Annotated in this window: 10 protein-coding genes; all 10 read left to right on the top strand. The window is 69.7% G+C overall.

All coding sequences use genetic code 11. The annotated features are described in order from the left end of the window. Positions 1–2 precede the first annotated feature (2 nt). Positions 3–311: a hypothetical protein gene (locus BRM3_RS08920; protein ID WP_263592980.1), complete on the top strand. Its 309-nt coding sequence runs from the start codon at positions 3–5 to the stop codon at positions 309–311. Then, complete coding sequence (locus BRM3_RS08915; RefSeq protein ID WP_263592979.1) at positions 308–715, top strand: hypothetical protein; 408 nt, start codon at positions 308–310, stop codon at positions 713–715. Before BRM3_RS08920 ends, BRM3_RS08915 begins: the two co-directional genes overlap by 4 nt. A 75-nt stretch (positions 716–790) precedes the next feature. Continuing rightward, the gene (locus tag BRM3_RS08910) at positions 791–1426 is read left to right on the top strand and encodes a hypothetical protein (RefSeq protein WP_263592978.1); all 636 of its coding nucleotides are present in this window, start codon (positions 791–793) and stop codon (positions 1424–1426) included. Between the two features lie 98 nt (positions 1427–1524). Beyond that, positions 1525–1857 carry a hypothetical protein gene (locus BRM3_RS08905; protein WP_263592977.1) on the top strand — a complete coding sequence of 111 codons (333 nt, stop codon included), beginning with the start codon at positions 1525–1527 and terminating at the stop codon, positions 1855–1857. Between the two features lie 203 nt (positions 1858–2060). Next, complete coding sequence (locus BRM3_RS08900) at positions 2061–2279, top strand: hypothetical protein (RefSeq protein WP_263592976.1); 219 nt, start codon at positions 2061–2063, stop codon at positions 2277–2279. 12 nt (positions 2280–2291) lie between these two features. After that, positions 2292–6983, top strand: a complete 4692-nt coding sequence (locus tag BRM3_RS08895; RefSeq protein ID WP_263592975.1) for an NlpC/P60 family protein — start codon at positions 2292–2294, stop codon at positions 6981–6983. A 2-nt stretch (positions 6984–6985) separates the two neighbouring features. Then, entirely contained in the window at positions 6986–7837 is an 852-nt protein-coding gene (locus BRM3_RS08890) for a phage tail family protein (protein WP_263592974.1), read from the top strand. Positions 7838–7848: 11 nt separating this feature from the next. After that, positions 7849–8679 carry a hypothetical protein gene (locus tag BRM3_RS08885; protein WP_263592973.1) on the top strand — a complete coding sequence of 277 codons (831 nt, stop codon included), beginning with the start codon at positions 7849–7851 and terminating at the stop codon, positions 8677–8679. Continuing rightward, positions 8676–9824, top strand: a complete 1149-nt coding sequence (locus BRM3_RS08880) for a hypothetical protein (RefSeq protein WP_263592972.1) — start codon at positions 8676–8678, stop codon at positions 9822–9824. Before BRM3_RS08885 ends, BRM3_RS08880 begins: the two co-directional genes overlap by 4 nt. After that, a complete protein-coding gene (locus BRM3_RS08875; protein ID WP_263592971.1) occupies positions 9818–13660 on the top strand; it encodes a hypothetical protein in 3843 nt (1280 codons plus the stop codon). The genes BRM3_RS08880 and BRM3_RS08875 overlap by 7 nt, the downstream gene beginning before the upstream one ends. The last annotated feature ends 2 nt before the right edge of the window (positions 13661–13662 follow it).

Below are 13662 nucleotides of genomic sequence, written 5' to 3'. Positions count from 1 at the left end.
GCATGGAGCTGGACACTCGGCGCATCATCCAGGAGGCCGTGCAGACCCCGGCGGTGCGGCGCAGCATCCACCTGCGCGCGTCGCGGATCGCGTCGCGCGCGAAGGCGCTGGCGGCCCGGCAGGGGCTGCCGGAGTTCGCTGCGTCGATCGACGTGGTCGACGGAGTCCGCCCTGGCACGAAGGCGCGCGGCTTCCGCCGCCCGTACTCGCGGGTCGTCGCCCGGCACGACAAAGCGAACGAGATCGAGCGGGGTGGGGGCCGGTACGGGAAGTCCCGGATCCTGGCGCGTGCCGCGCGGGCCACCCGATGAAGGTCATCGGGGTCTGGCCCAACACCTCGCGCCTGCTGGTGAAGTACCTGACCGACCGGACCGGGCTCGACGTGTTCTCGCGGCGCCCGGCCGATGGTTGGGGGCCCCACGTGCCGTGCATCTTCGTGGACCGGCTGCCCGGGCCGCCGTCGGACGGCTTCTCGAAGACGTACAGCTTCGACATCGAGGCGATGGCGGGCACGGTCGCGGATCTCGGGTCGCTGGTCCAGGACCTCGAGGTCTTCATGTTCACGCTGCCCTCGGAGTCGGACACCACCGCGTACGTCGACGACGTGCAGTGCACTGCCGAGTTCGCCGAGTTCCCGCTCGGTGATGTCGCGATCGAGCGGGCTGTGGCCACGTTCGACATCACGGTCCGCCCGCAGCCGGCGCCCACCAAGTAATCCCCGCGCGTCCTCGCGCATCCAGGCCGTCACCGCTCGGTGGCGGGCTACTCCCCGTGGAAGGAATCCCCCGACATGTCTCCGTACGTCACCGACAACCTGCAGACCGACAACCGGCTCGTCACCAAGCACGGCAACCAGATGCTCGCGATCGCGGACTACTCCGCGGCGCCGCTCGCCGAGCTGTTCACCGCGGCCGGTGAGCCGACGCCCCTGCCCGCCTACTTCCGGCAGATGGGCTACATCACGACCGATGGCGTGAAGCAGGGCAACGACGTCTCGAGCAACGACACGAACATGGTCCAGGATCTCGACCCGGTCCGCTCCGACATCGAGTCCATCACCCGCACGATCGGCGTCACGTTCGGTGAGGCCAACTCGTGGGTCAACGCCCTGCTGCACGGCCTGCCCGTCTCCGAGTGGCCGGCGAAGAAGACCGACGCGTGGGACTACGAGTTCGGTGAGGTCGCGGATCCGCCGTTCTACCGGCTGCTGTTCCTGTCGCAGGACGGCACGGGCGACCAGATCAAGTACCGCGTCGAGCAGGCGTACCGCGTGAAGGTCACGAACCTCGGTGAGCGGACCCTGAACCGCACCGACGCCGAGGGCTTCGAGTTCACGTTCGGGCTCTACAAGGACCCGGCGACCGGGAAGACGCTGCGCCGCGCCTCCGACGGCCCGTTCTACCGGGGCCTCCTCACGGAGGGCTGAGCGGCCGCCCTCCCCCTGATCGCCGGCGCGCGTCGCCCGCTGGTGCGGCGCGCGTCGGCTCACCAACCAGCACCACCAGCACAAGGAGAGAAACCACCATGTCGAAGTCCAGCAAGCGCCGTCTCGTGCGCCTCAACCAGGTCCGCCCCGCCTACGAGGAGGCCGTCGGAACCAAGGGCGGCCAGTACCCGTTCGTCGGCAACGACGACATCGAGTACTCGTTCCCCCACCCCGCGTTCATGCCCAAGGAGCTCCGCGCCGAGCTCGACGACGCCGATGACGAGGACGAGATCGCCCGGATCCTCCTCGGCGAGCAGTACGAGAAGTTCATCAAGGGCGGCAACGACGTCGAGGACCTGATGCTGCTGTTCCAGAACGTCGGCGCCGAGTACCGGGGAAAAGCGGACAAGGTGCGCATCTCTCGGTCCTGAGCCTCCTGGGGGAGCACCCGGAGGCGGTCGAGGCGTCGCTCCTGCAGGCGTACGCGCCGCGGGATCCTCTGCGCGAGTACTTCCAGGGGCGCACCTCGCTTCGGCAGCTCCGGGTGATGGTCGAGCACCTGCCCCTGGACGCGCCCGCGTACCGCGCTGAGCGGGGGCATGCCTGGCGTGACGAGCACGTGCTGATGCACGACGTGTCGTCTCAGCTCCGCGTGCTGAACACGAACCTCGCGAACCTGTTCCGCGAGAAGGGGGCCCCGGCGATCGAGCCGGAGTTCTTCCCCTCACCAGCCGCCGCCGGAGCGAAGTTCTCCGACGGGGACGTGGTCGACGAGGCCGAGACCCGGGAGATCCGCTCGAACATGGAGCGCCTCTGGGGCGACCCGGCGCCGCCGCCCGACACAACTGAATAGGGGGTGGCGGCGATGGCCCGATCCGATGCGGCATGGGTGGACGTGCTGCCGCGGATGAAGGATTTCGCCGCCCCCCTCGTCAAGGGCGTGAAGGACGCCGCTCGCGAGGCTGGCATCGAGGGTGGCAAGGCCCTCTCCGACTCCATGTCGGCCGAGGCGCGGAAGACGAACCTCAACCCGCTGGTCGAGCAGCTCGAGAAGGTCGAGAAGGCCGCGAAGTCGAGCGCCGACCAGCAGGCCGCGTCGGCCCGGAAGGCGGCAGACGAGGTCGGGCGCGCCAAGCAGCGGATCATGACCGCCCGCGCCCAGGAGTCCACCGCGACCGCTCAGGTCGTCAAGGCTGAGGGCGACCTGGAGAAGCGCCGCACGGTCGCTGCGACGCGCTCGAGCGAGGTCCAGAGGGCCGAGCAGAACCTCGCCGCGAAGCGGCAGGACGTGTCGACGTCGGCCGAGGACCTGTCCAAGGCCGAGGACGACCTCGCCGACGCACGCCGCAAGTCCACGTCCGCGGACGCCGATGTCGCCGCGGCGGCCGCGAAGGTCGAGGCCGCCCGTGCCCGGCAGGCCGCTTCGGCGCAGAAGACGTCGAACGAGGAGACCGCCCTCAAGGCGGCGATCACCGAGTCGAAGACCGCGCAGGCGCAGGCGGCGTCCGCGGCGGAGGAGCATGCGCGCGCGCAGGCCGAGCTGGGCGCCGCCGTCGAGGACGCCGGCCAGGAGGCCACCAAGGCGGTGCCGCTGTGGCGTCGTCTCTGGGACGGCGTGGGCGACACCGCGGGTGTCAAGGAGCGTGTGAAGTCGACGCTCGCGAGCGTCCGCGAGGAGATCTCGAAGGAGGGCGCGCGGATCCAGTCCCGCGGCGAGGCGCTCCTCGGGGGCCTCGGGAAGGGCCTCAAGTGGGGTGCGGTGGGGCTCGGCGCCGGCATCGCCGGTGGGCTCGGCGCCGCGGCCACAGGCGGCTTCAAGCGCCTGGCCGACATCGAGGACGCCCGGGCGTCTCTGCTCGGCCTCAAGATGTCCGCGCAGGACGTCGACCGCGTCATGGCCTCCGCCCTCGACTCGGTCAAGGGGACCGCGTTCGCGATGGGTGACGCGGCCTCGGTCGCGGCCACCATGACCGCCGCCGGCATCAAGCCCGGCAAGGACCTCACCCGGACCCTGTCGCTGGTCGCGGACTCCGCGACGATCGCCAAGCGCGACATCGGGGACATGGGCCTGATCTGGTCGTCTGTCGCCTCGAAGGGGAAGCTCCAGGGCGACGACGCGATGCAGCTGCTCGAGTCCGGCATCCCCATCTGGCAGATGGTCGGCGAGCAGATGGGCATCACCGCGGGCGAGGCCCAGGAGCTCGGCTCCAAGGGGCAGGTCTCCTTCGAGGTCTTCCGCGACGCCATGGAGAAGAACCTCGGCGGCGCCGCACTGAAGTCGGGCGAGACGGTCCGCGGGTCCTTCGCGAACATGAAGGCCGCGGTCTCGCGGTTCGGCGCCGCGATGCTCGAGGGTGTCTTCCCTCTGATCGCGCCCGCGCTGCGGAGCGTGACCGGCTGGATCGACGCCGCGACGAAGGCCGCCGACCCGTTCTTCAAGGCGTTCACGACCGGCGCGAAGGGCCTGTACGACCTCCTCGTCGGCGGGAACTTCACCGACGCGCTGCGCAACGTCTTCGGCTGGGAGGAAGACTCCCCGGCCGTCGACGTGCTGCTGAACCTGCGGGACGCCGCGATCTCCGTCGCCGAGTGGTTCCAGGACCACCTGTGGCCCGTGCTGCAGTCCGTGGGCTCCTGGATCGGCGACAACCTCGTACCGATCCTCTCCGGCGTCGGCGCCGCCCTGACCTATCTCGGCGGAACCGCCGTGGTCGGCGCCATCGGCGCACTGGTCGGCGTCATCGGCTCCGCGGCCGCCGCGATCGGCTGGATCCCTCTGGCGATCGGCGCGGCCGTCTCCGCGCTGACGTGGTTCTTCACGAAGACCGAGACGGGGAAGGCCGTCCTCGACGGCCTGATCGAGGTGCTCGGCGGTGTCTGGGAGGCCGTGAAGGTCGTCGCGACCGGCGACTTCCACGGCGGCATCTTCGGCCTCGAGGAGGACAACCCCATCATCGGGGCCCTCATCTCGATCCACGACACGATCGTGGACGTCGGCGGGGCCGTGAAGACCAACCTCGTCGACGGCTGGAACGCCGTCACCACGGCGTGGCAGACCGGCGATGCCGGCGACAATCCGATCCTCGGACTCCTGCTCAAGGTCAAGGACATCGGGACGGGCGTGTGGGACGGCATCGTCGGTGCCGTCGACCGCGTCAAGGGCGCCCTGTCCGGCCTCGGCGGCTCGGGCGAGGGGCTGGGCCAGTTCGTCGAGACCCTCCGCTGGGTCGGCGAGCAGGCCGGTGGCTACCTCTCCGGCGTCTGGAACCTCTTCAAGGGCATCGGCAGCTTCATCGCCCAGGTCGTCACCGGGGTCATCCTCCCCGCCCTGTCCGACCTCTGGAACTTCGTGGCGACCGTGCTCGCGCCGATCTTCATGCGCCTGTGGACCGACTACGTCGGACCGGCGCTCGCCGGGATCGGGGCGGCTGCTCTGTGGCTGTACGGGAACGTCCTCGGGCCCGCGCTGACGGCCATCGGGTGGCTGCTGTCCAACGTCGTCGGTCCCGCGTTCACGTGGCTCTACGGCAACGTCGTGTCGCCCGTGATCACCGCGATCGGCGCGGTCGTGACGTTCGTGTTCAACAGCGTCGTCTTCCCGATCCTCGACGCCCTGAAGTGGGTGCTGACGGTCGCAGTGCCGGCGGCCGCGCAGGTCCTGTGGGGTGTCATCTCCGGGGTCTGGAACGCGATCGCCACGATCACGACCTGGCTCTACACGAACGTCATCGTCCCGGTTTGGACGGCCATCCAGATCGCGATCGCAGCAGTGATCGCCGTCGTGATGACGCAGGTGCAGGCCTGGATGTGGCTGTTCCAGAACGTCGTCGCCCCGATCTTCTCCTGGCTGTGGCAGAACGTGATCACCCCCGTGTGGGCCGGGATCCAGATCGCGATCGCCAACGTCGTCGCCTGGTTCCAGGGGACGGCGTGGCCGATCATCTCGAACGTCATCACGTGGGTGAAGACCGCGTTCTCGGTGCTCAAGGACGCTCTGGCGTACGCCTGGGGCTACATCCGGATGAACGTGATCCAGCCGGTCGTGCTGTGGTTCCTCGGGACGGCGTGGCCGACGATCTCCTCGGTGATCGAGCGGATCAAGGGCGCTTTCTCCACGATGAAGGATGCCCTCGCGCACGCGTGGATGCTGGTCCGGGTCAACATCATCCAGCCGGTCCTGGTGTGGTTCCTCGGGACCGTGAAGCCGACGATCGACCGGGTCACCGGGCAGATCTCGGCGGCGTTCACCCTGATGAAGGACGGCATCAAGAGCGCGTGGGAGAAGGTTCGTGACGCCGCTCGCGCGCCGGTGAAGTTCGTGATCGACACGGTCTACAACTCGGGTCTGCGGGCGAACTTCAACAAGGTCGCGGACACGATGAAGCTGCCCGCCAGCGTCCGCCTGCCGGCGGTGAGCCTGCCACCCGGGTTCGCCGGTGGTGGTCTGTTCAGCGGGATCCTGCCCGGGTCGTCCCGGATGCAGGACGGTGACGATCAGCTGATCGCTGCGCGCCGCGGCGAGGGTGTCCTCGTCTCCGAGGGGCTTCGGGACCCGGCGTCCCGCGCCGCGTTCCTCCGGACCAACGAGCTCGCCAAGCAGGGCGTGCCGTTCTCGCAGGTCGTGTCCGGTGGGTACGCCAAGGGCGGCATCATCGACAAGGTCAAGGACTGGGGCAACGACACCATCGAGTGGGTCAAGGACGCCGCCGGCTTCGCTGCCGACATCGTGACCGACCCGTCGGGAGCGCTCAAGAAGCTCGTCGACGGTGCCCTGTCCGGGATCCCCGATGCCGGCGTGTTCTCCGACATGGTCAAGGCCGTGCCGCGGAACATCGCGACGGCTCTTGGCGACGTCGTCGGCTCGCTGCTGTCTCCCGGTGCCGGTGACGGTGGCGGCGGGTCGGTCGGGAACATCCCGCCCGGGCCCCGCTCGGGCGCCGTGGCGAAGGCCGCGACGAAGCTCGGCGCCCGTTACGTGTGGGGCGCTGCCGGGCCGAACACCTTCGACTGCTCGGGTCTCGTGCTCTGGGCATACCAGCAGGCTCTGAACACGCGGCTCCCCCGCACTGCGAACGCGCAGTACGGGGCGTCGAAGAAGATCTCGAAGTCGCAGGCGATCCCTGGCGACATCGTCCACTGGCCCGGCCATATCGGCCTCTACGCTGGCGGGAACTCGGTGCTGCACGCGTCGCACTCCCGGTGGAAGGTCATGTACTCGGGGCTCTGGGGCAATCCGGGATTCGGCCACTTCGCGTCCGGTGGGATCGTCCCCGGCGCCGGCGGTGCCGGATCCTCGGTCAAGCCGATGCTCTACGACAAGGGTGGCTGGCTCCAGCCCGGCTACACGCTCGTGAACAACGCCTCGGGCACGCCTGAGCCGATCTTCCCGGGCAAGCAGGGCGCCTCGATCATCCAGATGCTCGAGGCAGGTGGGAAGGGTGGCCGGGACATCACGATCCCGATCACCGCCACGCAGCTGTCCGAAGCCGACGTCGACCGCCTGGCTGACGAGATCCTGCGCCGTCTGCACGCCCAGCTATCTGAGATCGGAGACTGATCGTGCAGTCGCTCATGCTGACCGACTCCCGCGGCGACGTCGTCCTCACGGCGTCGTCGCGGGAGCTTGATCCGAACCGCGAGTACTGGCTCAACGGGGACATCAAGGGCTGGGTCGGCGGCTACACGATGCGCGGTGAGAACCAGGAGCGGGCCGGCCACGGCTCGTTTCCGACGACACGCACACGCTCGCCGAGGACGCTGGAGCTGCCTCTGCGGGTCCACGCGGAGTCGTGGGAGGCGGCGAACGTGGAGAAGCGGCGCCTGTCGGCGCTGCTCGCTGATGGAGAGTCGGCGACGCTCCGTGTCGAGGAGTCGGGTGTGCCGGCGCTCGAGGCGGTCGTGGAGCGGACGGGCGAGATCCTGCCGTCCCGGGTGTCGCCGTCGACGTTCGGTCTGTCCGTGCCGCTGACGGCACCTGACCCTGTGCTGTACGGCGACGAACGGGTGACGTTCCTGCATCCGATCGGGACGGGCATCGGCCTGCGCTACCCGCTGTTCTCCCCGGCTGGGGTCCTGAACTACGGGACGGGCATCACGTCGAACGACCCGGTCTTCAACGGCGGCAACGTCGAGGCCTGGCCGACGTACCTCGTCGTCGGCGACTTCCCGGGTGGCGCTCGGATCACCGTCGCCGGGCGCACGGTCGAGTGGCCGTGGCCGATCAACCGGGGCGCTCCGCTCGAGGTGCGGATGGCTGGGTCCGTCTGGATCGGCGGCACCAACGTCACGCACCGCGCGACGGTGCGGCAGTGGTCGTCGATCCCGCCGGGCGGATCCGTCTCCCCTGACTTCTCTCCGCTGCAGGGCGGGGACGGGTGGTGCGAGGTGCACCACCGAGACACCTACATGTGAGGAGGCCCCCGATGGGCTACCCGTTCGGTCTGGCCCCGGACGCCGAGGGCGATGGCACCACCCCGGAGGGCCTGCAGCGTGTGATCTGGTCTCTGTACCGGGCGCAGGCTCCGTTGATCGTGCGTGGCTGTGAGGTCACCGGCACGTCGTCGATGAAGTGGGCCGTCGCCGCCGGGGTCGTCTACATCCCGACGGGTGACGCGCGGGCCGTGCTGGTGCCCGTCGACGCGACGACCGTGCCGACCAACCCCGCGCCCGCGACGGGCTCGCGCACCGATTTCCTGTACGTCGGGGTCGATGGTGCGGTCCGGATCGGCGCGTCGGTCCCAGCGGGGTCGGCGCTGATCGGCAAGCGCACGGTCCCGGCGGGCATCACGGCGACGACAGGCGCTCCCGCTTCTGTCCTGGACCGGGGCTACGCGATGCTGTTCGGCGCGTCCATGGGTCGCCTGCTCCGCTGGGTCGACTCCACGGCCTACCGGGGTGTGCTCTCCTCGAGCACGACCGCTCAGGTCGTGTACTCCGGGAACATCAGCCTCCCCACGGACAGGCTGCTCGACTTCCGGCTGTCCCAGACAGCGGCCTCCGACGCGAAGTCGTCGTTCGTGTGGGAGATCTGGCTGGACTCCACGCTGTTCTTCGCTCCGGAGATGGTGGTCGACACGATCGGCGACACGAAGACGTACACCGCGTCGGAGTGGGTGCTCGAGGGGACGCACACGATCAGCGTGAAGCGGCGCGTCGCGGTCAACGGTGGCAAGCCCATCATCCACGTCGGCGGTGGCACGGAGAAGCGCCCGGGCAACCGCTTCGAGGTCGTCGACATCGGGATGATCTGGTGACCTGGCGCGTCTACCTCGGCCAGACCATGACCGGGATCGTCGGCCCTTCGATCGCGCACAGCACCGGCAGCACCGAGATCCCACTCAACGACATCGAGTCGATGTCGGCCACCTGCAACCGGTCCGAGCTCGTCGGCGTGGAGCGCTCCTGGTGGTCGCCTTGGGCGGGCGCTCTCCTGGTGTCCTACGAGGACGAGTACATCGAAGAGACCCTGATCGCGGCCGGCCCGATCGACAAGCCCGTCAAGGACACTCCGAAGACCGGGAAGCTCGAGATCTCGGCCGGTGGCATCGGTGCCCTGCTCTCGCATCGCGAGGTCCTCGCAGGCGACTTCCGTCCCGGGCAGGAGGAGGCGCTCAAGCTCTCCGTCCTCGACTGGTCGGGCGTGTCCCTCGGCTCGATCGTCGGACGGATCATCACGGCCGCCACGTCGAAGCGCGCCGGCTGGCTGCCGATCGTGATCCCGCCGGAGGAGCCCGCCGTCCGTCAGCGCACCTACGAGGGATGGAACGTCGCGAACAACCTCGCGTGGAAACGGATCACCGAGATCACCGAGGTCATCGGCGGCCCCGACGTCATGCTCCGCCCCCGCTTCGTCGCAGGCTCCAACCGCACCCGCTTCGAGTGGGTGCTCTGCACCGGCACCGAGGGCCAACCAACCATCCCTCAGACCGCCCAGGTGCTCTGGGACTCCACCGCCCAGCAGTCCCCCATCGCCAACGTCGAGGTCACCTCGAACGCCACCCGCCTCGCGCACCGCGTGTACGCCACGGGCGCCGGTGAGGGAGCTGGCATCGCCCTGCAGATCGCCGAGGCCAAGACGATCCCCGAGTACATGCCGCTGCTCGAGACCACGATCAGCGACACCGACACGGAGAACCTCGACCTGCTCCGCTCCAAGGCCACCTCGACCCTCGCATCCCAGGGCATCGACCAGGTCACGTTCACCGTCGAGTCCACCGCCGAGTCCCCGATCGGATCTTGGAACGTCGGAGACGCCGTCGAGGCCACCCTCACCGGCTGGCTCAACATCCCCGACGGGACCTACACCCTCCGCATCATCTCCGCGAAGTACGACCTCACGAACAGCACGGTCACGGTCGAATGCCAGGAGGACCAGCTCGGAGAGGAGCTCACATGGTGAAGCGCATCAACCTGCGCCCCTCGCCCGAGCGCGCGCTCGCCGACCTGCGCCGCAAGCAGCTCGAGCAGGTGCGTGAGCGCGACACCGTCCCTCACGGTGTGAAGGACATGGGCCCGACGGGCGACTCGACGTTCATCGACGCGGCGGGCGAGAAGCGGTCGGTGCGGCACTTCGTCGTCGAGCTCGACGACACGACCGAGCGTGCCGAGCAGCTCGAAACCGACCTCGCATCCTCCGTCGAGCGGATCGCCGCCGGCGAGACCGCGGTCGCAGAGCTCCGGGACGTGCGCCTGCCCGCCCTCGAGGATGACCTCGCCGAGCTCGACCAGGCGCTCGCCGATGGTCTCGGTGGCGTGTCGGGTGACCTGTCGGGGCTCGTGAGTGATCTCGCGGCCGCGCGGGATCAGGCGGTGTCGGCGCAGCAGACCGCGGATGCCGCGGTGCAGGCCGCGTCGGCGGCGTCGCAGGCCGCGTTGCAGGCCGCGGGGATCGCGGACTCCAAGGGCCGCGTGATCTACTCCGAGACGGAGCCGCCGGCGGCGGACCGCTCGTCGTCGAACCTCTGGGTCAAGCCGAGCGACGCAAGCACGCGCGTGTGGGTGCCGGGCCAGTCGGCGTGGGTCGAGGTCGAGGACTCCGACATCAAGGCCGCCGCGCAGTCTGCCGCGGCCGCGAACACGAAGGCCGTCACCGCCCAGTCCACCGCGGACGCTGCGAAGGCGGCCGCGGCGACCGCGCAGTCCACGGCCGAAGCCGCGCAGCGCACCGCCGACAAGGGGGTGCTCGACGCCCGCGACGCGTTCAATGCCGCGGTCACCGCGCAGGCCACGGCCGACCAGATGAAGTCGGATCTCGCCAAGGGACCGACCGTCTGGGATGATCCGAGCTTCGAGCGGGGCAAGGGGCCGGTGCCGGCGCTGTCCAATGGGCGCATCGAGCGCGTGCAGGAGCACGCGACCGACGGCGCCTGGGCGATCCGGTACACCGCTCCCGGCACCAACGGCAACAACTTCGGCGCGTACGGGTTCGTGGACGTGATCCCGGGGCACACCTACATGCTCGCCGCGTCGGTGTTCTCGGACTCCGGGTCGGCGTGGACGATCCAGCTGGAGGCGTGGGACAAGACCGACGCTCGCATCTCCTACCCCCTGCAGGCTTCGGCGGCGATCACCGTGCCGAACGGGAAGCTCGTGCGGCCCTCGTGGACGGTCACCGCGCCCGAGGGGACCGTCCGCTTCCGGTACTACTGCGCGCAGCCGACGGCCTACAACCAGGCCGCCAACGCCGGCCAGACGGTGTATCTCGACGAGCTGCGGCTCGTGGACATCACGGACGCGTACCCGGCGCTCAAGGCCGCCCAGGATGCCGCCGGCAAGGCGCAGACCGACGCGACCAAGGCCCAGCAGACCGCGGACTCCAAGGCCACACCCGCCCAGGCGCAGGCCATGGCGGACGCCGCGAAGACCGCGGCCACCACGGCCGCGTCGGCGGACGCCACGGCCAAGGCCTCCCAGGCCAAGGCCGACGCGCTCGCCGCCGCGGCGACCGATGCCCAGCAGAAGGCCGATGCCGCGAAGGCATCGGCGGCCACGGACGCCCAGCAGAAGGCCGATGCCGCCAAGCAGGCCGCGATCACCGCGGCGGCCGCGGACGCCCAGGCCAAGGCAGATGCGGCGAAGGCCGCGGCGCTGGCTGCCGCTGCCGCGGATGCGAAGGCCAAGGCGGACCAGGCGCTCGCGGACGCGAAGGCGGACGCGACTACCAAGGCTGATGCTGCGAAGCAGGCCGCTATCACTGCGGCGTCTGCGGATGCTACGGCGAAGGCCGCGGCCGCGGAGACCGCCGCCAAGAACGCGGCGGCCGCCGATGCGAAGACCAAGGCCGACCAGGCCAAGGCCGACGCGATCGCCGCGTCCGGCACCGATGCCACGCAGAAGGCCGAGGCGGCCCGCCAGGCGGCCGTGGACGCCGCGCGGGCAGCCGCGGACGCCGCCGACGCGCTGATCGCTCAGCGGGCCGCGGAGGACGCCTCCACGAAGGCCAACGCCGCAAAGCAGGACGCCGCCGACGCGCTCGCCGCGGCTCGCGGGCAGATCACGTCGGAGATCACGGCGTCGGCGAACGGGAAGAACGCGACCCGCTGGTCGACGTCGGCGGCATCGGCGTCCGTGCCGGGTGTCGTGGCCGGCGACACGTGGATGCAGGTCGACGCGCTCGCGACCCGGAACGTCAAGGGGCAGTGGACCTGGGACGGCTCGGCGTGGAAGCCCGTGCTGATCCGTTCCGAGGTCATCGCGGCGCTCGACGTCGCCAAGCTCACCGCCGGGACCGCGAACATCGCGACCGCCGTGGTCGACAAGCTGTTCGCGAACATCTTCTCGGCGAAGAAGATCGCCGCCGGGCAGATCGACGCCGAGGACATCGCGGCCGCCGTCGGCTCGTTCGTGAAGATCAACGTCTCCCAGCTCGTGGCGACGGCCGCGGACCTCAACGAGCTCGTGGCGCAGAAGATCGCGGCGGCGACTGCCTCCATCCAGGAGGCGTACATCCAGAACCTGCGCACCAACGGCGCGCAGATCGACTCCGCGGTGATCGCGGAGCTCGCGGCCACGCTGATCACGTCGGGGAAGTTCCGCACCGACGCCGAGGGCCAGCGTCTCGAGCTCACGTCCGAAGGCCTGATCCTCTGGGGCGTCGACCCTGACGGCGCGGAGTACGAGATGGTCCGCATCGGACCCTCTGGCACGCAGCTGCTCACGATCGGTGGGGCCACCATCGATGGTGACGGCAACGCCGTGCTCCAGGACGTCGAGGCGCGGTCCCTGTCGGTCGACGGGACGTCGCTCGAGGACCGTCTGGCGGCGCTGCCCCAGGGCATCATCGGGCGCGGCTACCGGTCGTTGCCGTGGACGGAGATCAGGAAGTCCAGGACCCGTGTCCTGGAGCTTCCGGTGACGCTGCAGCCGGGTCGCACGTACCGGGTCACGTCGTCGCCGATCCCCATCGCGGGGTATTCGAAGGCGGCGTGGGTGCGGGGCTACTTGGAGTGGGCTCCGATGCCGGTGACGGACGTGAGCCAGTTCCAGACGCTGTCGCAGTGCTCGGGACTGAACTCCGCGATCGACCGTCTCGCGCCGATGTCCCGGATCGTGACGACTCAGGATCTCGCAGCACCGAAGGGCTACTCGTTCATCATCCGTACCGAGTGCCCTGAGGACTACCACCAGGTGTCGTCCGAGGGGACTCGCCCTGTGGAGCTCGTCGTCGAGGACCTTGGCCTTGCCATCGAGTACACCGGTGCCGCGTGGCAGGACGCGAAGGAAGTGGGGTCCGGGTCGGGCAGCACGCCGCCACCGGCGACGATCCAGCGGTACTCGCTCCACCGTGACCACACGGCCGTCGGCACGTACCGGCGGGGCCAGAACGGCCTGAAGTCCAGCGGCGACGCCGTGCAGGGGCAGTACTCCTCGTACGGCAACCGTGAGGGCCTGTGGCTGTTCGCGGACATGACTGGGGCCCTGTCGGGGTCCACGGTCGAGAAGGTGATCCTGAACTTCACGATCTCCCACACTTACGCATCGGCTGGCGGTATCGCTGAGGTCCGCCTCCACGGCAACAGCTCGTTCCCGTCCGGTGCTGCGGGGCTGAACACGGTGGTCGCGGGAGTGAAGGTCAGGGCCGGTGGCGCGTACTCGGTGACGATCACCGACGCCGCGATGTGCGCGGGCTTCCGCTCGGGTGCGTACCGAGGCTTCGGGCTGTCGACCGACTCCACCAACCTCGACCACTACGTCCGCGGACAGAACGCATCCATCGACATCACCTACAGGAAGTGAGC

Origin of the sequence: Brachybacterium huguangmaarense (assembly GCF_025725725.1) — a bacterium.
In the GTDB taxonomy this organism is placed as follows: Bacteria; Actinomycetota; Actinomycetes; order Actinomycetales; family Dermabacteraceae; genus Brachybacterium; species Brachybacterium huguangmaarense.
This window is presented reverse-complemented; position numbering and strand designations above follow the sequence as displayed.

What these genes read in the sequence shown, in the direction of transcription:
- BRM3_RS08920 (WP_263592980.1), top strand. Translation starts at nt 3, where the DNA reads ATGGAGCTGGACACTCGGCGCATCATCCAGGAGGCCGTGCAGACCCCG.
- BRM3_RS08915 (WP_263592979.1), top strand. Translation starts at nt 308, where the DNA reads ATGAAGGTCATCGGGGTCTGGCCCAACACCTCGCGCCTGCTGGTGAAG.
- BRM3_RS08910 (WP_263592978.1), top strand. Translation starts at nt 791, where the DNA reads ATGTCTCCGTACGTCACCGACAACCTGCAGACCGACAACCGGCTCGTC.
- BRM3_RS08905 (WP_263592977.1), top strand. Translation starts at nt 1,525, where the DNA reads ATGTCGAAGTCCAGCAAGCGCCGTCTCGTGCGCCTCAACCAGGTCCGC.
- BRM3_RS08895 (WP_263592975.1), top strand. Translation starts at nt 2,292, where the DNA reads ATGGCCCGATCCGATGCGGCATGGGTGGACGTGCTGCCGCGGATGAAG.
- BRM3_RS08885 (WP_263592973.1), top strand. Translation starts at nt 7,849, where the DNA reads ATGGGCTACCCGTTCGGTCTGGCCCCGGACGCCGAGGGCGATGGCACC.
- BRM3_RS08875 (WP_263592971.1), top strand. Translation starts at nt 9,818, where the DNA reads ATGGTGAAGCGCATCAACCTGCGCCCCTCGCCCGAGCGCGCGCTCGCC.